This is a genomic window from Streptomyces sp. NPDC005863 (assembly GCF_042871345.1).
Classification (GTDB): domain Bacteria; phylum Actinomycetota; class Actinomycetes; order Streptomycetales; family Streptomycetaceae; genus Streptomyces.
Genome location: NZ_JBIAII010000002.1, coordinates 1,180,799 through 1,199,119, shown reverse-complemented (window position 1 = coordinate 1,199,119; position 18,321 = coordinate 1,180,799). Strand labels below are relative to the sequence as shown.

Here is an 18,321-nt window from a genome sequence, read left to right as displayed (position 1 = left end):
GCCGGAGCCCCGCATCCGCGGCGCAGCCCGCACCGCAGCACTCGCACCGAAGGAAGACCCGTGACCGTATCTGACCCCACGCTCTTCGCCCTGACGGAGGAGGAGCGCGCACTCCTCCCCACCGACGAGGACGTCCACTTCTACGCCGAGCACGGCTGGTACCTGTCCCAGAAGCTCTTCACGGACGAGGAGATCGACCTCCTGGAGTCGGCGAGCGAGAACTTCTACGCCGGCCACCGCGACCGCACCCTGCCGGTGCGCCCGCCCAAGCTGGCCTACTGGAAGCCGGAGCACGGCCCGGTCCAGCGCCACAACGACTACATCCACTACGAGGACGACACGATCGGCCGCATCCTGCGCAAACCGCTGCTCGGCGCGGTCGCCGCGAGGATCGCCGAGGCCGAGCAGATCCGGGTGTTCCAGTCCACCCTGATCCTCAAGCCGCCGGTGGCCGAGGAGCAGTCGAACATCGTGCCCTGGCACTTCGACCGGCACTACTGGGCCACCTGCACCTCCGAGCGGATGCTGACGGCGTTCATCCCCTTCCACGACTGCGGCGAGGAGATGGGCACGATCACCATGGTGGACGGCAGCCACCGGTGGAAGGAGATCGCGGAGAACGACGCGACGTCGCTGCACTTCGCCGAGCGCGACCGCAGCGAACTCGACGTCATGCTGGAGGAGAACGCGCGCTACAACGGCGTCGAGGTCCGCAAGATCCCGGTGGACATCCCCAAGGGCCACGTCAACTTCCACCACTGCCGCACCTACCACGGCAGCGGCGCGAACGTCAGCGACCGCCCGCGCCGCGCCATCTCCTTCCACCTGCAGGACGGCGAGAACCGCTACCGCGAGTTCCGCCGCTCGGACGGCGCCGAGGTCGCCTACAACCACGACGTGCTGGTGCGCAGGACCGCCGCGGGCACGCCGGACTACAGCGACCCCGAGTACCTGCCCTTGCTGTGGAGCAGCCGCTGATGCGCAGTGCCGCGGTGGTCGGAACCGGTCTGATCGGTACGTCCGTCGCCCTGGCCCTGCGGGGCCGGGGCGTGCACGTCCACCTCATCGACCGTGACCCCGAGGTGGCGGGGGTCGCGGCCGATCTCGGGGCCGGCGTCGTCGGGTTCCCGCGCACGCCGGTGGACCTCGCCGTCATCGCCGTACCCCCGCAGCATGTCGCGGCGACCCTGCACGAGTACCAACTGCGGGAGCTGGCACGGGACTTCACCGATGTGGCGAGCGTGAAGGTGCGGCCGCAGGAGGAGGCGGCGGAGCTCGGCTGCGACCTGACCCGCTACCTCGGCGGCCACCCCATGGCGGGCCGGGAGCAGTCGGGGCCGCTCGCGGCGCAGGGCGACCTGTTCCGCGGCAGGCCGTGGGTGCTCACGCCGACGCCGCAGACCGGTGAGGCGACCGTGCGGCGGGTGCGGGAGTTGGCCGCGCTCTGCGGGGCACGGCCCCTGGTGATGGCCCACGCCGCGCACGACAGGGCGGTGGCCCTCACCTCGCACGCCCCGCATGTGGTGGCGAGCCTGGTGGCCGCCCGCCTCCTCGACGGGGACGCGTCCCAGCTCCAGCTCGCCGGGCAGGGGCTGCGCGACGTGACGCGGATCGCCGGCGGCGACGCGGAGCTGTGGACCGACATCCTCGGCTCGAACGCCACGGCGGTCGCCGAGGTCCTCGCCGAGGTCGCCCTCGACCTCGGCACCCTCGTGGAGGCGCTGCGGGACATGGGCGCCGCCTCGCCCGCCGTGCCGCCCGAGCGGTACGGCAACAGCAGGGCGCACCTGACCTCGGCCCTGGTGCGCGGGGTGCGGGGACGCGGCCTGATCCCGGGGGTGGCCTCGGGCGAACCGCGCCTGACCGGTGCGGCGGCCGGTACCTGAGATGGCGGCGACCGAGGTGCCGACGCCCGGCCGGGCGGCAGGGCCCAGACGACTTCCGACGCAGTGGAGAGACTGACTATGACCAGCCGACGGCTCGACGTCTGCCTCATCGGTGCCGGGCCCCGCGGGCTCTCGGTCCTCGAACGGCTGTGTGCGAACGCCGCGTCGGCCGCGCCCGGGACGGCGGTCACCGTGCACGTGGTCGACCCGTTCCCGCCCGGTGCCGGACAGGTGTGGCGCAGCGACCAGTCCGCACACCTGCTGATGAACACGGTGGCCTCCCAGGTCACGATGTTCACCGACGAGAGCGTGGAGCTGCGCGGGCAGCTCTCGCCGGGCCCCAGCCTGTACGAATGGGCGCGCTTCCTCGTCCTCATCGGCTCGATGGACGACCGGCATTACGACGAGCGCGTCCTCGCCGAGGCCCGCGCGCTCGGACCCGACTCCTATCCCTCCCGCGCCTTCTACGGCCACTACCTGCAGTGGGTCTTCCAGCGCGTCGCGACGACGGCCGCGGGCCTGCTGACCACCGTCGTGCACGCGGCCCGTGCGATCTCGGTGGCCGACGCGGCCGACGCGGCCGGCACGGCGGACGGGCCGGACGGCGCCGCCCAGAGCGTCCTGCTCGACGACGGCACGCTGATCGAGGGGCTCGACGCCGTCGTCCTCGCCCAGGGACATCTGCCGGTGCGCCGCTCACCCCGCCAGCGTGAACTCGGCGGCTTCGCACGGGCGCACGGCCTCGGTTACGTGGCGCCCGCCAACCCCGCCGACGTGGACCTCTCACCCGTACGGCCCGGCGAGACGGTCGCGCTGCTCGGGCTCGGCCTGAACTTCTTCGACTACATGGCGCTCCTGACGCTCGGCAGGGGCGGCAGGTTCGAGCGCCGCGGCGAGGGGCCCGGGGCCGGGCTCGTCTACCGCCCTTCGGGCCGCGAGCCGCGCCTGGTCGCGGGCTCCCGGCGGGGTCTGCCCTTCCACTCGCGCGGCGAGAACCAGAAGGGCGCGCACGGCCGCCACGAGCCCGCCGTCCTCACCCCCGAGGTGATCGGGGACCTGTGCGAGCGGTCCCGGCTGGAGGGTGGCATCGGCTTCCGCGCGGTGCTGTGGCCGCTGGTCGCCAAGGAGGTCGAGACCGTCTACTACACCGCCCTGCTCGCCGGCGATGGCCGCCCCGTCGACGCCGGACGGCTGCGCGACCGGTATCTGGCGGCCGCATCGGGCAGCGTCCAGGAGCGGGAGATCCTGGACGCGTACGGCATTCCGGCGGCGGACCGCTGGGACTGGGATCGTATCGAACGGCCTTACACGGGGCGGGAGTTCGGCACGCCCGAGGAGTTCACCCAGTGGCTCGTCGGCCATCTGCGCGAGGACCTTCGGGCGGCGCGCGCGGGGAACGTGGCGGGGCCGCTCAAGGCCGCGCTCGACGTCCTGCGGGACCTGCGCAACGAACTCCGCATGATCATCGACCACGGCGGCCTGACGGGCCGTTCGCACCGCGAGGACCTGGACGCGTGGTACACGCCGCTGAACGCCTTCCTCTCCATCGGCCCGCCCGCCCGGCGCATCGAGGAGGCCATCGCCCTGATCGAGGCCGGTGTGCTCCGCGTGCTGGGCCCCGACACACGGGCGGCCGCAGACGAGTCCACGCGGGCGTTCACCGTCGAGTCGGCCGCCGTGCCCGGCTCGCTGACCCGGGCGACCACCCTGATCGAGGCACGCCTGCCGGAGATCGACCTGCGCACGACCGCCGACCCGCTGCTGCTGCAGCTCCTACAGGACGGTCAGTGCCGCCCGCACGAGGTGACGGACCCCGACGGATCCGCGTACGAGACGGGCGGAGTCGCCGTCACCGACGCGCCGTTCCACCTGATCGACGCGGACGGCAGCCCGCACCCGCGGCGCTTCGTCTTCGGCGTGCCCACCGAGTCCGTGCACTGGGCGACCGCGGCGGGCATCCGGCCCGGCGTGAACTCCGTGACGCTGCAGGACTCCGACGCCGTCGCCCTCGCCGTACTCGGCCTGGCCCCGGGCGCCGACCGGCACGACGAGATGATCGGAGAGCTGACCCGGTGACCGGCACCCCACCCACCATCGACGCCGGGCTGCTCAGCCCCGTCCGCGCGGGCACGCCCGCCGAGGCCGCGACGTCCGACGGTGCCTGGCTGCAGGCCATGCTCGACGCCGAGGCGGCCCTCGCCCGGGCCCAGGCCGCGCTGGGCACCGTCCCCGCGCGGGCGGCCGCCACCATCACCGAGCTGGCCCGCGCCGACCTCCTCGACCTGCGCGAACTCGCCCGGCTCGGCAGGGGCGCCGCCAACCCGGTGGTCGCCCTGGTGCAGGCGTTCACCCGGGTGGTGGCCGACAAGGACCCGGCGGCCGCCGACCACGTGCACCGCGGCTCCACCAGCCAGGACATCTTCGACACCGCCCTGATGCTGGTCGCGGACCGCACCCTCGCCGTCCTGGTGGCGGACCTGGAGCACATCGCGGGTTCGCTGCGCGCGCTGACCGAGGAGCACATGGGCGCGCTGATGGCCGGGCGCACCCTCGCGCTGCACGCGGTGCCGACGACGTTCGGGCTCAAGACGGCGGGCTGGCTGACCGCGGTGTGCGAGGCGAAGGACCGACTGCGGGCGCTGCGCGAGGGCGGACTCGTCGTACAACTGGGCGGCGCCGCGGGCACCTTGGCGGGGTACGTGGAGTACGAGAGGCTGCGGCACGGCGGGCGGGGGAGCGAGGGGTGCGCGCGGCGTCTGACCGAACGGTTCGCCGCGGAGACCGGCCTGAGCGCCCCGGCCCTGCCCTGGCACAGCAACCGCCTGCCGGTCGCGGCGCTGGCCGGTGAACTCGCCCTGGCCACCGGGGTCCTCGGGAAGATCGCGGTGGACGTGCAGTCCCTGGCCCGCACCGAGGTCGCCGAGGTCGCGGAGCCCGCCGCGGCGGGCCGGGGCGTCTCGTCGGCGATGCCGCAGAAGCGCAACCCCGCGCTCGCCACCCTGATCCGCTCGGCCGCCCTGCAAGTCCCCGCGTACGCCGGTGTGCTGACGCACGTGATGCTGTCGGAGGACGAGCGCTCGGCCGGTGCCTGGCACGCGGAGTGGCAGCCGCTGCGCGAGTGTCTGCGCCTGGCCGGCGGCGCCGCGCACACCTGCCGCGAGCTGGTGGCGGGTCTTGAGGTGCGGCCCGGGCGGATGCGGGAGAACCTCGGCATCACCGGTGGGCTGATCGTCTCCGAGCGGCTCGCGGCCGTGCTCGCGCCCGTCCTCGGCAAGGCGGCCGCCAAGGACGTCATGAGCCGGGCCGCACACGAGTGCGCCGCCTCCGGTCGCACACTGCCCGAGGTGCTGGCCGGGGAGCCGGAGGTCGCCGCGCGCTTCGATCGCGGGAGGCTCGACGAGCTCCTGGATCCGGCCGGATACACGGGCGCCGCAGCCGAGTTGGCGCACGAGGCCCTGCGGCTGACCGCCGCACCCGCCGCCTCGACGCGCCGGACCGCACCCGCCGCTTCGACGCGCCCGGGGGAGGGGGTCGCATGAGCCGCGCCGAGCTGTTCGTCGGCTCCCTGCTGAACGCGGTGGCGCGGCCGGCCCCCGCCCTCGCGGGCCGCATGGCCTTCGCGCTCTTCCGCATTCCGGTGCGGCGCGGCAAGGTCCTGCCCGCCGAACGCGCCGTCCACGAGCGCGCCACCACCGAGGAGTTGACGGTCAACGGCAAGCGGGTGCGGGTGTACCGCTGGGGCACCGGCGAGCGCCCCGTCCTGCTGGTGCACGGCTGGCAGTCGAGGGCCTCGCGGTACGCCGCGTTCGTGCCGTACCTGGAGGCGCTCGGCCTCACTCCGGTCTCCTTCGACGCCCCCGGGCACGGGAGTTCGGGCGGCCGTGCCACGACGATCCTCGAATACCGCGAGATCATCGGCCGGCTCCAGCGGACGTACGGCGCGTTCCACTCGGTCGTCGCGCACTCCCTCGGCGCCACCGGCGCGCTGCTCGCGCTGCGCGGCGAGGTGAAGGCCGGGCGCCTGGTCACGGTCGCCGCGGTGAAGGACTTCGGGCACTTCCCCGACGAGTTCGCCCGGATCCTGGGGCTCGGCGAGGGCCTGCGCGAGGACCTGCGCGACCGCATCGAGCACCGGCTGTTCGCCGAAGTGACCGCCCCCTGGGAGGAGTTCGACGCCACGTGCCGGCCGGAGGAGATCGACGTGCCGATGCTGATCATCCATGACACGGACGACGACATGGTATCGGTGGCGCAGGCCCGCGCGCTGAAGGCGGCGCACGGGGACCGGGCGGAGCTGGTGGTCACCAGCGGGCTCGGCCACCGGAAGATCCTCGCCGAGCCGGCGATCGTCGACACCGCCCTGGAGTTCATCGCCCGGTAACCCGGTAACCCGGTAACCCGGTAGCCCGCTGTCCGTGCCGGTACGCCCTTTTAAATGAACGCACGGTCGTTTAGTTTTACCTGGCACCCGATGCGGCTGCGGATCCGACCACGAAGGGAACCACCCATGACCACCAGTTCACCTCCCTCGCCCGGGGCAGGGCAGCGGGACGTCGCAGGTGTCGGCGACGAGCAGAAGCACGAGGCCGCGGCCGGCGCGTCGGCGTCCGCGAAGCTCGCGCTGTTCGTCGCCTCCGGTGCCACCTTCCTCGCGGTGCTCGACACCACGGTCGTCAACATCGCCTTCTCCGACCTGCGCAGGGACTTCACCGACGCCTCCCTGTCCCAGCTGACCTGGGTCGTCACCTCGTACACCGTCGTGTTCGCCGCGCTGCTCGCGGTCGCGGGCCGCGTCGCCGACGTCATCGGGCGCAAGCAGCTGTTCCTCTGGTCCACGATCCTGTTCACCCTCGCCTCGGTGCTCAGCGGGTTCGCGGGCGGCGTGCCGATGCTCGTCGGGGCCCGGGCGCTGCAGGGCGTCGGCGCCGCCGGCATGATCCCCTCGGCGCTCGGCCTGGTCCTGCAGCACACCCCGGCAGCCCGCCGGCAGGTCGCCGTCGGCGTCTGGGGCGCGGTCGGCTCCATGGCCGCGGCCGTCGGGCCGAGCCTCGGCGGACTCCTCGTGGACGTGTGGGGATGGCGCAGCGTCTTCCTGATCAACCTGCCGATCGGCCTCGCCATCGTGGCGATCTCCGCCCGCCTCGCCGGTGACACGCCGAGCGGGCGCAGGCTGCCCGACCCGGTCGGCACGCTCGCCCTGGCCCTCGGCATCGGCGGTGTCGTCTTCGGTGTCACGCAGGGCGCGGAGTGGGGCTGGGGCAGCGGCAGGGTCCTCGCGCTGATCGTCGGCGGCCTCGTGCTCGTGGTTGTCGCGCTGCTGCTCTCCGCGCGCCGGGCCGAGCCCGCCATCGAGTTGGATCTGTGGCGCAACCGCACCTTCGCCGCCACCAACGTCTCCTCGCTGCTCTTCGGTGCGGCGATGTACTCCTACCTGCTCAGCTCGCTGCTCTTCCTCAACGCCGTCTGGGGCTACTCCGAGCTGAAGGCGGGCCTCGCCGTCACGCCCGGCGCCTTCAGCGCCGCGATCGGCGCGATCGTGGTGGGCCGCAGGGTCGGCGCGCGCTCGCAGTGGGCCGCGGTGGCCGGCGGCTCCCTGCTCTTCGGCGCCTCCTGCGCCGCGATGTACCTGCTGCTCGGCACCGAGCGGCAGTACGCGGTCGTCTGGCTGCCCATCGGGATCCTGGGCGGCCTCGGCATCGGTGCCGCGCTGACCGCCATCTCCAACGCCGCCACCGCCTCGCTCGAACCGCGGCGCTTCGCGTCCGGCACCGGCCTGCTGATGACGACACGTCAGATCGGCGGCGCGCTCGGCATCGCGGCGCTCGCGGTGATCCTCGAAGGCCACGACGTCCTCGACGACACCGGGTACCTGCAGGTGTTCCTCGCCTGCGCCGTCGGCTCCGTCGCGGCAGCGGTGGCGACCCCCTGGATCCGTGCGCGCGCGCAGTAGGCGTACGGGTGGCCGGTCCTCGCGGGCCGGCCACCCGCCCCGTACCCGTAACTCCGTAGCCGGCCCGCCCTGCACCCCGTAACCCCGTACCCCGCCCCCGATCCCGCCCCGGATCCCCGCAGCCCAGATCGACCACGACGTGAAGAGAGAGCCATGCCACCCATCGACCGGTCCGACCGAGCCGCCGCGCGCGTGGAGCACTCGCTCCTCGCCGAACTGCAGCCGGTGGTGGAGGAGAACCTGCACCGCCACCACGGGGTCGCCAAGGAGTGGTTCCCGCACGAGTACATCCCCTGGAGCGAGGGCCGGGACTTCGAGGGTCCGCTCGGGGGCGCGGCGTGGGAGCCCCGGGAGGCCACCCTCCCGGAGGTCGCCCGCACCTCGCTCGTCGTGAACCTGTTGACCGAGGACAACCTGCCCGGCTACCACTTCGCGGTGGCCGAGTTCGGCAGGGACGGGGCCTGGGGCACCTGGGTCAACCGCTGGACGGCCGAGGAGGCCAGACACGGCACCGCGCTGCGCGACTACCTCCTGGTCACCCGGGCCGTCGACCCGCGCGCCCTGGAGCGGGCCCGGATGGCGCACATGGAGGTGGGCTACGAACGCCCCGACGACTTCAGCGCCGTGCACGCGATCGCGTACGCCGCCTTCCAGGAGCTCGCCACCCGCATCTCGCACCGCAACACAGGACTGGTGAGCACCGATCCGGTCTGCGACGCCCTGCTCGCCCGGATCGCCGCGGACGAGAACCTCCACATGGTCTTCTACCGCAACCTCGTCGAGGCCACGTTCGAGCTGGCGCCCGACACCGCCATGGAGGTGGTCAGGGACGTCGTGACCGGATTCGAGATGCCCGGCTCCACGATCAAGGACTTCGGGCGCAAGTCCGCGGAGATCGCCATCGCGGGCATCTACGACCTGCGGCTGCACCACGACAACGTGGTCATGCCCATCCTGCGCAAACTGCGCGTCTTCGAGCGCGACGGGCTCGGCCCTGCGGGCGAGGCGGCCCGCGAGGAGCTCGCCGCCTTCCTGGCGAGGCTGGACGCCCAGGCCACCTCCTTCACCGACCGGCGTGCGGGCATCCGGGCCTCCCGTGCCAAGCGGGCGGCCGCCCTGGCCTCTTGAGGGGAGCCCCGCACGGCATCAACTGGAGAACAGGACAAGCTCATCAGTACCGACAGAGTTCAACTGTCCCCGTACCAGCGCGACATCTGGTTCGCGGAGTACCGGGCGCCCGGCAGCCCGCAGTTCAACGGTGCCGTCCACGAACGGTTCACCGGGGCCGTCGACGGTGAGCTCCTGCGCGCGTGCTTCACCCGCGTCCTGGAGCGGCACGACACCTTCCGGCTGCGGTTCGACGACGCCGGCGGCGTGCCGAGCCAGTGGCTCGCCGACGCCCTGACCGACGACGGCGAACCCGCCGTGGACCTCGTCGACCTCTCCGCGGAACCCGACCCCGAAGCGGCCTGCCGCGCCTGGCGCGAACGGGCCATGGCCACCCCGTTCGAGCTGCGCGGCCGGCGCCTGTTCCGGGCGGCGCTGCTGCGCGAAGGGGACGACGCGGTCCAGCTCTTCCTGAAGGGGCACCACCTGCTGCTCGACGGCCGCGGCGCGGAGGTCCTGCACACCGAGCTCCTTGAGGACTACGCGCGCCGGAGTCGGGGGCAGCTGCCACGGGACCGCGGCCCCGCCCCGTCCGTGCTCGCCGCCGTCACCGGCCGCGACGACTACTTCACCGGCCAGGAGTACGCGGACGACCGGGCCCATCACGGCGCCGAACTGGCCCTGATGGAACCGGACTTCTTCGCCCGGCGCGTCCCGCCGGGCGGCTCCTCCTTCGGACTGCACTCCTTCACGCTGCCCGGCGCCGTGGTGGAGAGCATCAAGGAGAGCGGCAGCACGCCCTTCGCCTACCTCGCGGCCGCGCTCGGCACCTGGCTCGCCCGCGTGCACCGGTCCACGCAGGCCGTGATCGGCGTACCCCTGCTCAACCGGCGCACCCGGGCCGAGCTGACGGCCGTCGCGCAGTACGCCAACACCCTGCCGCTGCGCATCGAGATACCCGAGGGGAAGCCGCTCGCGGGCGTCGCCGCAAGCGTCCAGGGGTCGGTGGACGCGCTCCAGCAGCACCAGCGGCTGCCGATCGGGGACCTGCTGCGGGAACTGCCCGCGGACGGCTCCAAGGAGCGCAGGCTCTTCGACGTCACCCTCTCCTACATGACGCTGCGCCACCCGCTGCCGCTGGACGGCGTGCGACGCGGGGGAGTGTCGTTCACGGCTCCGCCGCACGACCAGGAGGCGCTCGCGGTCGCCGTCGTCGGCGCCCGGGGCAGCTCGGACCTGCGGGTCGAAGTCCGGTACGCCACCGACGTGTTCGACGCCGACCTGACCGTCACCTCGCTGGTCGAGCATCTGACGGCGCTGATCGCGCACGGCCTCGACAAGCCCGAACTGGCCGCGGACGAGCTCCACATGCTCGGCTCCCGCGAGCAGGAGGACCTCCAGCGCTTCGCCCGGGGCCCGTCCGTCCCGTTCGCCGACCACACGACCCTGCACGCCCTCTTCGAGGAGCGGGCCGCCCGCCACCCAGACCGTACGGCCGTGCTCGCCGCCGACGGCCAGGAAAACATCGACTACGCCGAACTCGACGCCCTCGCCAACCAGGTGGGCCGGTCGCTGCGCGCACGCGGCGTGGGCCGCGACGACCGGGTCGCCGTGCTGATGGAACGCGGCCCGCGGATGCTCGCCACCCTCCTCGGCGTCCTCAAGTCCGGAGGCGCGTACGTCCCCGTCGATCCAGGACACCCCGCGGCGCGCATCGGACACATCCTGCGGGACAGCGCCGCCAAGGTCGTCGTCACCGACGCCGGCGCCCCCGCCGGCCTGCCGGTGCCCGCGGGGACGCCCGTGTGCCCCGTCGACGACCTGACGCGGGGCCCCGCGGACCGGCTCGAACCCGTGTCGGGCCCCCGCGATCTGGCCTACGTCATCTACACCTCGGGGTCGACGGGCCGCCCCAAGGGCGTGATGGTCGAGCACCGGTCGGTGGTCAACCGCCTCGCCTGGATGCAGCGCGCCCTGCCGATCGGCCCGGACGACGTGCTCCTGCAGAAGACCCCCATCTCCTTCGACGTCTCGGTGTGGGAGCTGTTCTGGTGGGCGATCGAGGGCGCCCGCGTGGCGCTGCCGCCGCCCGGCGCGGAGAAGGATCCGCGCCGGCTCCTGCGGACCATCGCCCGGCACCGCGTCAGCGTCGTGCACTTCGTGCCCTCCATGCTGGGCCCCTTCCTCGACCTCATCGAGGAGTCGCCCCACCACCGCGCCCTGGCGGGCTCGCTGCGCCACGTGGTCTGCAGCGGAGAGGCGCTGCCCCCGGGCCGCGTCGACCGGTTCAACCGCGTCTTCGCCGGTCTCGCGGCGGCCCCGACGCTGAGCAATCTGTACGGGCCGACCGAGGCGACCGTCGACGTCAGCGCCCACACATGCCCGGCCGACCCGGAGCGGCCCGTCACCCGGGTCCCCATCGGACGCCCCATCGACAACACCGAGTTGTACGTCGTCGACGCGGGCGGCGCGCCCCAGCCCATCGGCGTACCCGGCGAACTGTGCATCGCGGGCGTCGGGCTCGCCCGCGGCTACCTCGGCCGGCCCGACCTGACCCGGGACGTGTTCGTCCCCGCGCCGTTCGTCGAGGGCGGCAGGCTCTACCGCACCGGGGACCTCGCCCGCTGGCTCGCCGACGGCACCCTGGAGTACTTCGGCCGCATCGACGGCCAGGTGAAGATCCGCGGCAACCGCGTCGAGCCCGGCGAGGTGCGGGACGCCCTGGCCCGGATACCCGGCGTACGGGACGCCGCCGTCGTGGACCGCGCGTCGGAGCGGCGCGGCACGCATCTCGTCGGCTACTACACGGGCGACCACGACCTCGACACGGCGGAGCTCAGGCGCCAACTCGCCCTGGAACTGCCCGACTTCATGCTCCCCGCGCACCTCCTGCGGATCGACGCGATCCCCCTGACCCCCAACGGCAAGCTGGACCGGCGCGCACTGCCGGAGCCAGACGCGGGCCGCCGCGAACCAGGTGCCGCGCCCCGTACCGAGGTCGAACGCGTCCTCGCCGGCGTCTGGGCGGACGTGCTCGGCGTGGCACGGGTCGGCATCCACGACGACTACCACGCGCTCGGCGGCGACTCGCTGATGATGCTGCGCCTGCGCGCCGACGCCGAGCGGCAGGGCGTCCACTTCGCGCTCAACGACCTCGTGCGCCACCCCACGATCGCGGCCCTCGCCGCCCATGCCACCACGGGACCCGCGGAACCCGCAGCCGAGCTGCCGCCCTTCGCGCTCGTCCCCCGCGTGGACCGGGCCCGCCTCGGGGACGCCGTCGACGCCTTCCCCCTCAGCCGCCTCCAGCTGGGACTCGTCTACCACAGCCGGCAGAGCGAGCGGTCCGCCGTCTACCACGACGTCTTCCGCTATCAGTTGGCGACGGCCTGGGACGAGCCGCGCTTCCGCGCCGCCTTCGAACGACTCGTAGCCCGGCACCCCGCGCTGCGCTCCACCTTCGACCTCGGCGGCTTCACCGAGCCCCTGCAGATCGTGCACGCGGACGCGACCGCGGCCGCGTCCGGTGGCCTTGAGGTGGTCGACCTGCGTGGCCGCCCCACGCGGGATGCCGAGGCCGAGGTCCTCGCGCACGTCGAGCAACGCCGCTTTCACCGCTACGAGTTCGGGGAGGCACCGCTCCACCTGTTCCGGGCCCATGTCCGCGAGGACGGCGTCGACCTGGTCCTGAGCTTCCACCACGCGCTGCTCGATGGCGGCAGCGTCGCGAACCTCATCAGGGAACTCCTCCAGGACTACCTGCACACGCTGGGCGCGAACATCGGCCCCGTCACCGACGACGCTCCGCCCGCCGCCGCCCATCACGTGCGGGGCGAGCACGACGCGCTGGCCGACAGCGCGGCACGCGAACACTGGAAGGCCGTGACGGCGGGGGCCGAGGCGCTGCGGCTCGACGGCTTCGGGCCCGCCGAACCCCCGCGCGAGCAGGAGCCGGTGGTGCGGCTCGTCGTCCTTCCCGACGACGTCGTGCACCGCGCCCGCGCCCTGGCCGGGGAGCAGGCCCTGCCGTTCAAATCCCTGCTGTTCGCCGCGTACGCCCTGACGCTGCGGCTGTTCTCCGGTGCGGACGACTTCACCACCGGTCTGATCACCCACAACAGACCGGAGCGCGCGGGCGCGGAGCGGATGGCGGGGCTCTTCCTCAACACCGTGCCCATCAGGGTCGGCGACTCCGTTTTCGCCAGCACCGAACAGGAATCCGGGGGTAGTTGGCTCGACGTCGTACGGGAGCTGCTCCGGCAGGAGCGCGCCGGGCACCCCCACCAGCGCTACCCGCTCAGCGCCATCCAGGAGGACCACGGCGCCCCGGTGCTGCACACGGCGTTCAATTACGTGCACTTCCACGTCCTGTCCGACGTCCTCGGCCTGCCCGGCCTGCACCTCAAGGAGTTCACGGCCTGGGAGGAGACCGACTTCCAACTCCTCGTCAACGCCTTCACGCACCCGGTCGACGGCACGGTGACCCTGCGCGTCGACGGGGAGGGGCGCGGCATCACCCCGGCCCAGGCCGAGCTCTTCGGCGACACCTGCGCCGAGGTGCTGCGCCGGATCGTCACGGAGCCGGACGAGCGGCCCGACTTCGGTTTCCTCGTCGAGGAACACGCCACGGAGCTGGAGGGCAGAGGTGCCGGCGGGGCGAGTGACGACGCGAGGGGCGCCGGTGCGACAGGCGACGACGCCTACGACGAGGACGTGGTGTGTCTCTTCAGGCGGCAGGCCGACCGCACCCCCGGCGCGCCGGCCCTGTCCGACGGTGAAACCACCTGGACCTACCGCGAGTTGAGGGGTCACGCCGAACGCGTGGCGCGACGGCTCGTCGCCATCGGCGCCCGCCCCGGTGACCGTATCGCCATCGCCATGGACCGCTCGCCGGAGACGATCGCCGCCATCCTCGGCACCGCCATGGCCGGTGCGGCGTGCGTTCCGCTGGACACGGGCTACCCGGCGGCCAGGATCGCCGCCATGGTGGCGCGGGCGCGGCCGCTGCGGATCATCGCCCGCGGGGCGGACGCCGGTCCGCTCGGCGACCCCGCGCTGCTGCTGACGGCGGAGTCACTGTTCGACACGGAGACGCCCTCGACTCCAGAGGCTCCCTCGACTCCAGAGGCTCCTGGGACACCCGAGGCTCCTGGGACACCTGAGGCCCCTGGGGCGCCGGGGACGCCGGGGACGCCGGAGATGCCGGAGATGCCGGGGACGCCGGAGATATCGGAGACGCTGGATACGCCCGAGATGCCCGAGACGGGCGAGACGGGCGAGACGGGCGAGACGGGCGAGGTCGGCGAGGCGCCCGAGGTGCCCGAGGCGCCTGGGACGCCAGAGCGGCCTGAGACAGAGCGGCCTGAGACGCCCAACGCCCCGAAAAGCTCCCGCCCGGCGCCTCCCACCGACCCCCTCGACCCGGACAGCCCCGCGTACATCCTGTTCACCTCCGGCTCCACCGGACGCCCCAAGGGCGTGGTGATGCCGCACCGTTCGCTCGCCAACCTGATCGGCTGGCAGGTCCGGGCGGCCAGTGCGGCCGCGGGCGAGCCCACCGCGCAGTACGCGCCGCTCAGCTTCGACGTCTCCTTCCAGGAGATCTACTCCACGCTCTGCTCGGGCGGCACCCTGTGCCTGGTGCCGGAGGACGAACGGCGGGACATGCCGGCGCTGCTCAGGCGGCTCGACCGCGAGGGCGTGGCGCGGATCTTCCTGCCCTACGTCGTCCTGCAGCGGCTCGCCGAGGCCTCCGCCGCACTCGGTCTCGTGCCGCGCGGGCTGCGCGTGATCTGCTCCGCCGGGGAACAGTTGCGGGTCACCGACGAGATCCGGACGCTCCTCGCCGCGCTGCCGGGGGCCATCCTGGAGAACCAGTACGGGCCGACCGAGTCCCACGTGGTGTCCGCCCACACCCTGGCCGGCGACCCGGCGGCCTTCCCGGCCATCGTCCCGATCGGCACACCGCTCCCCGGCACCGGCGTGCTGGTGCTCGACCCCTCCGGCCGCCCCGTGGCGACCGGGGTGAAGGGCGAGCTGTACCTCACCGGCGCCGCGCTCGCCGACGGGTATCTCGGCGAACTGTCGCTGACCGAGGAACGTTTCGTACGTCTCGCGCGCCCCGGCGGCGACGTCAGCGCCTACCGCACCGGTGACCTGGGGTTCGTGCTGCCCGGCGGCGCCCTCGTGTACGCGGGCCGGGCCGACGCGCAGGTGAAGGTCCGCGGCTACCGCGTCGAACCTGCCGAGGCCGAACTCGCCCTCGTACGGCTCGCGTCAACACCCCCGGGCGTCGGCGTCAAGGAGGCGGCCGTGGTCGCCCGCCCCGACGCGGACGGGGCCACCGAACTCGTGGCCTTCCTGGTCGGCGACCCCGCCGCCACCGACCTGGCCGCGCTGAGGGGCTCGTTGCGCGCGCTCCTGCCGGAGTTCATGGTGCCCCGGCACTTCGCATGGCTGCCCGCGCTGCCGCTGACACCGAGCGGCAAGAGGGACGACAGGGCGCTGCGGAGCCTGCCCCTCGGCCGGACCGGCGCGGCGGACGGGCCCGCGCCCAGGGACGGGTACGAACGGACCCTGGTGGAGCTGATCGAGGGGCTGCTCGGCGTCGACGGCGTCGGGCTCCACGACGACATCTTCGCGCTGGGCGCCACCTCGCTCACCACCATGCGGCTCGTGGTCCTCATCGAGCAGCGGTACGGCGTCTCCCTCCCCATCTCGCGGTTCGTCACGGCGCCGACCCTGGCGGCGCTCGCGGAGCTCCTGCGGGCCGGGGGAGCCCGGCTCTCCTTCGACCCTCTGGTGCCGATCCGCGGCGAAGGCGACGGGGCCCCGCTGTTCCTCGTCCATCCCATGGGCGGCAACGTCCTCTGCTACCTGCCGCTGGCCCGCCATCTGCCCGACGGCAGGCCGCTCTTCGCCTTCCAGGCGTCCGGCGGCGACCCGGGCACCGAGCCGCTGCGCTCCGTTCCCGCCATCGCCGCGAGCTATATCGAGGCGATGCGCAGGGTGCGTCCCGAGGGCCCGTACACCGTCGGCGGCTGGTCCTTCGGCGGCTTCGTGGCCTTCGAGATGGCGCGCCAACTGCGGGCCGCGGGGCACGAGGTGGCGGAGACGATCCTCCTGGACACCGTGGCCCTCGGTCCCGTCGAGGAACGGCAGGGGTACACCGACGAGGCGCTGCTCGGCTGGTTCTTCTGGGAGCTGCTCCTGCTCGGCCGCGGCGGCGACTCACCACTGGAGGCCATCCCCGCCGAACTCAGCACGCTCAAGGAGAAGTTCGGCTTCATCGCGAGGACGGCCGCGGACGAGGGCATCCTGCCCGCGGACAGCGACGGTTCGCTCGTCGGAAGGCTGTTCGGGGTGTACGAGGCCAACTGGCGCGCCACCCAGGACTACCGGCCCACCCCCGGCGCCGACGACATCACCCTCGTACGAGCCACTGAGCCGCTGCCGCAGGTGCTGCGGGCGATGCACGGCGCGGGCGGCACACAGCACACCGACCCCGTGAACGGGTGGCGCTCCCTGACCACCGGCCACGTGAAGGTCGTCCACGTACCCGGCGACCACCTTTCGATCATGGAGGAGCCGCACGTGGCCGACGTGGCGGCCGCGATCGCCGGACCGAGCAAACCGGCCGGACCGAGCGGACCGGCCGGACCGAGCACCACCGACAGCAGTCAGAGCACCGAGAGCACCGCCGAGAAGGGACACCCACGTGTCTGAACGCACCGCCCCCCGAGCCATCGTGATCGGCGCCGGCATCGGCGGCCTCGCGACCGCCCTGACCCTGCGCCGCGTGGGCATGGAGGTGGAGGTTTACGAGCGCGCGCCCACCCTGCGCCCCGCGGGCTTCGGCATCTCCGTGATGAGCAACGCGGTGGCCGCTCTGCGCGCCCTGGACATCGACCTCGGCCTGGAGAAGCGCGGGCAGACGATCCTGCACACCGGGATCATGACCGACAAGGGCCGCACGCTCCGCTCGCTGCCGGTCGAGACGGCGGGCGACCGGCTCGGCGCCCCGAGCGTCGCCATGTACCGGGGCGACCTCCAGGAGGCCCTGCTCGACGCGCTCGGCGGCCTGCCCGTACGGACGGGCGCGGTGGCCACCGGCTACACCACCACCGGCGAGGGCGTACGCGTCACCTTCGAGGACGGCAGGGAGGCCACCGGCGACATCCTGATCGGCGCCGACGGCATCAACTCCGCGATCCGCGCCCAGGTCGTCGGCAGCGCGCAGGCGCCGACCTACGGCGGGTTCCTGTGCTGGCTGTCCGTGACGCCGTTCTCCCACCCGAGGATCACCAAGGGGTTCAACGCCCACTACTGGGGGCTCGGCCGCAGGTTCGGCATCCACGACGTGGGCAAGGGCCGCGCCTACTGGTGGGGCACCGTGAACATGCCGGCCGAGGCCGCCCGCACCTGGGACGGCGACAAGGACCGGATCACCCGCGCCTACGCGGGCTGGGCGGACGAGGTGCGCGAGGCGATCAGGACCACGCCGGCCGAGGACATCGTCGCCGTACCGGCGCAGGACCGGCCGTTCCTGGAGAACTGGGGGGACGGACCCGTGACGCTCCTCGGGGACGCCGCCCACCCCATGCTGCCCAGCCTCGGCCAGGGCGGCAGCACCGCCATCGAGGACGCCGTGGTCCTCGCGCAGTGCCTGGCCGCACGCAAGGACGAGGTCCCGGTCGCGGCCCTGCGCGCGTACGAGCGGCTGCGGCGCGAGCGCACCAGGGAAATGGTGGAGGTCTCCCGCAAGTTCGCCGCCTTCGAGCAGCTGGAGAACCCCGCCCTGCGGGCCGTGCGCGACGTCTATCTGCGCTACGCCCCGCAGTCCGTGCTCTTCAAGCCGTTCCAGCGGGCCCTGACCCCCCAATTGCTCGACGCATGACCCACCGACCCACGGGAGCAGCCATGCACCACCCCGATTCCGCCGCCCGCGCCAAGGACGTCGTACGCGGCTACCTCACGGCCCTGCGCGAGCGTGACGCCGAGGCCCTGCCCCGACTCATCGCCGCCGACGCCGTCTTCCGCATACCGGGCGACCACCCGGTGGCGGGCACCTGGAAGGGCCTCGCGGAGATTGCCGAGAAGTTCCTGCTGCCGATGGGGGAGCGCTTCGATCCGACGGCGGAGTACACGGTCGACGTCCGTCACGTCATCGCCGAGGGCGGCGAGGTGTCGGTCGAGTGCGTCACCCGGGCCACGACCCGGGACGGCGCGCCGTACGCCCTGGACATCACCGCCCAGTTCACGGTGGAGGACGGCCGGATCACGAGCATGCGGGAGTACTTCGACACCCAGTACTTCGCCCGCACGCTCTTCGGGCGGGACTGAGACGGGAAGAGACGGGGCGGGGTGAGGTGGGGCGGG

Annotated in this window: 10 protein-coding genes; all 10 read left to right on the top strand. The window is 73.3% G+C overall.

Translation table 11 applies throughout. The annotated features are described in order from the left end of the window. Positions 1-60 precede the first annotated feature (60 nt). The 10 genes from ACFYO9_RS11370 to ACFYO9_RS11325 all read left to right on the top strand — a co-directional run bounded on the left by ACFYO9_RS11370 (position 61) and on the right by ACFYO9_RS11325 (position 18,285). Complete coding sequence (locus ACFYO9_RS11370; protein WP_355805842.1) at positions 61-978, top strand: phytanoyl-CoA dioxygenase family protein; 918 nt, start codon at positions 61-63, stop codon at positions 976-978. Beyond that, positions 978-1,886 (top strand): prephenate dehydrogenase, encoded by a 909-nt coding sequence (locus ACFYO9_RS11365; protein WP_358773625.1) that lies wholly within the window; start codon positions 978-980, stop codon positions 1,884-1,886. Before ACFYO9_RS11370 ends, ACFYO9_RS11365 begins: the two co-directional genes overlap by 1 nt. A 78-nt stretch (positions 1,887-1,964) precedes the next feature. Then, on the top strand, positions 1,965-3,962 hold the full coding sequence (locus ACFYO9_RS11360) for an FAD/NAD(P)-binding protein (protein WP_358773627.1): 1,998 nt from the start codon (positions 1,965-1,967) through the stop codon (positions 3,960-3,962). Next, complete coding sequence (locus ACFYO9_RS11355; RefSeq protein ID WP_358773628.1) at positions 3,959-5,425, top strand: lyase family protein; 1,467 nt, start codon at positions 3,959-3,961, stop codon at positions 5,423-5,425. Before ACFYO9_RS11360 ends, ACFYO9_RS11355 begins: the two co-directional genes overlap by 4 nt. Further along, positions 5,422-6,267 carry an alpha/beta hydrolase gene (locus ACFYO9_RS11350; RefSeq protein ID WP_358773630.1) on the top strand — a complete coding sequence of 282 codons (846 nt, stop codon included), beginning with the start codon at positions 5,422-5,424 and terminating at the stop codon, positions 6,265-6,267. The genes ACFYO9_RS11355 and ACFYO9_RS11350 overlap by 4 nt, the downstream gene beginning before the upstream one ends. 126 nt (positions 6,268-6,393) lie before the next feature. Continuing rightward, entirely contained in the window at positions 6,394-7,836 is a 1,443-nt protein-coding gene (locus tag ACFYO9_RS11345; protein WP_358773632.1) for a DHA2 family efflux MFS transporter permease subunit, read from the top strand. Positions 7,837-7,989: 153 nt separating this feature from the next. Beyond that, positions 7,990-8,964: an acyl-ACP desaturase gene (locus tag ACFYO9_RS11340; protein ID WP_358773633.1), complete on the top strand. Its 975-nt coding sequence runs from the start codon at positions 7,990-7,992 to the stop codon at positions 8,962-8,964. Between the two features lie 42 nt (positions 8,965-9,006). After that, complete coding sequence (locus tag ACFYO9_RS11335) at positions 9,007-16,668, top strand: amino acid adenylation domain-containing protein (RefSeq protein ID WP_388666209.1); 7,662 nt, start codon at positions 9,007-9,009, stop codon at positions 16,666-16,668. Beyond that, the gene (locus tag ACFYO9_RS11330; RefSeq protein WP_358773635.1) at positions 16,661-17,839 is read left to right on the top strand and encodes an FAD-dependent monooxygenase; all 1,179 of its coding nucleotides are present in this window, start codon (positions 16,661-16,663) and stop codon (positions 17,837-17,839) included. Before ACFYO9_RS11335 ends, ACFYO9_RS11330 begins: the two co-directional genes overlap by 8 nt. Before the next feature lie 23 nt (positions 17,840-17,862). Beyond that, on the top strand, positions 17,863-18,285 hold the full coding sequence (locus ACFYO9_RS11325) for a nuclear transport factor 2 family protein (RefSeq protein WP_355805865.1): 423 nt from the start codon (positions 17,863-17,865) through the stop codon (positions 18,283-18,285). Positions 18,286-18,321 lie beyond the last annotated feature (36 nt).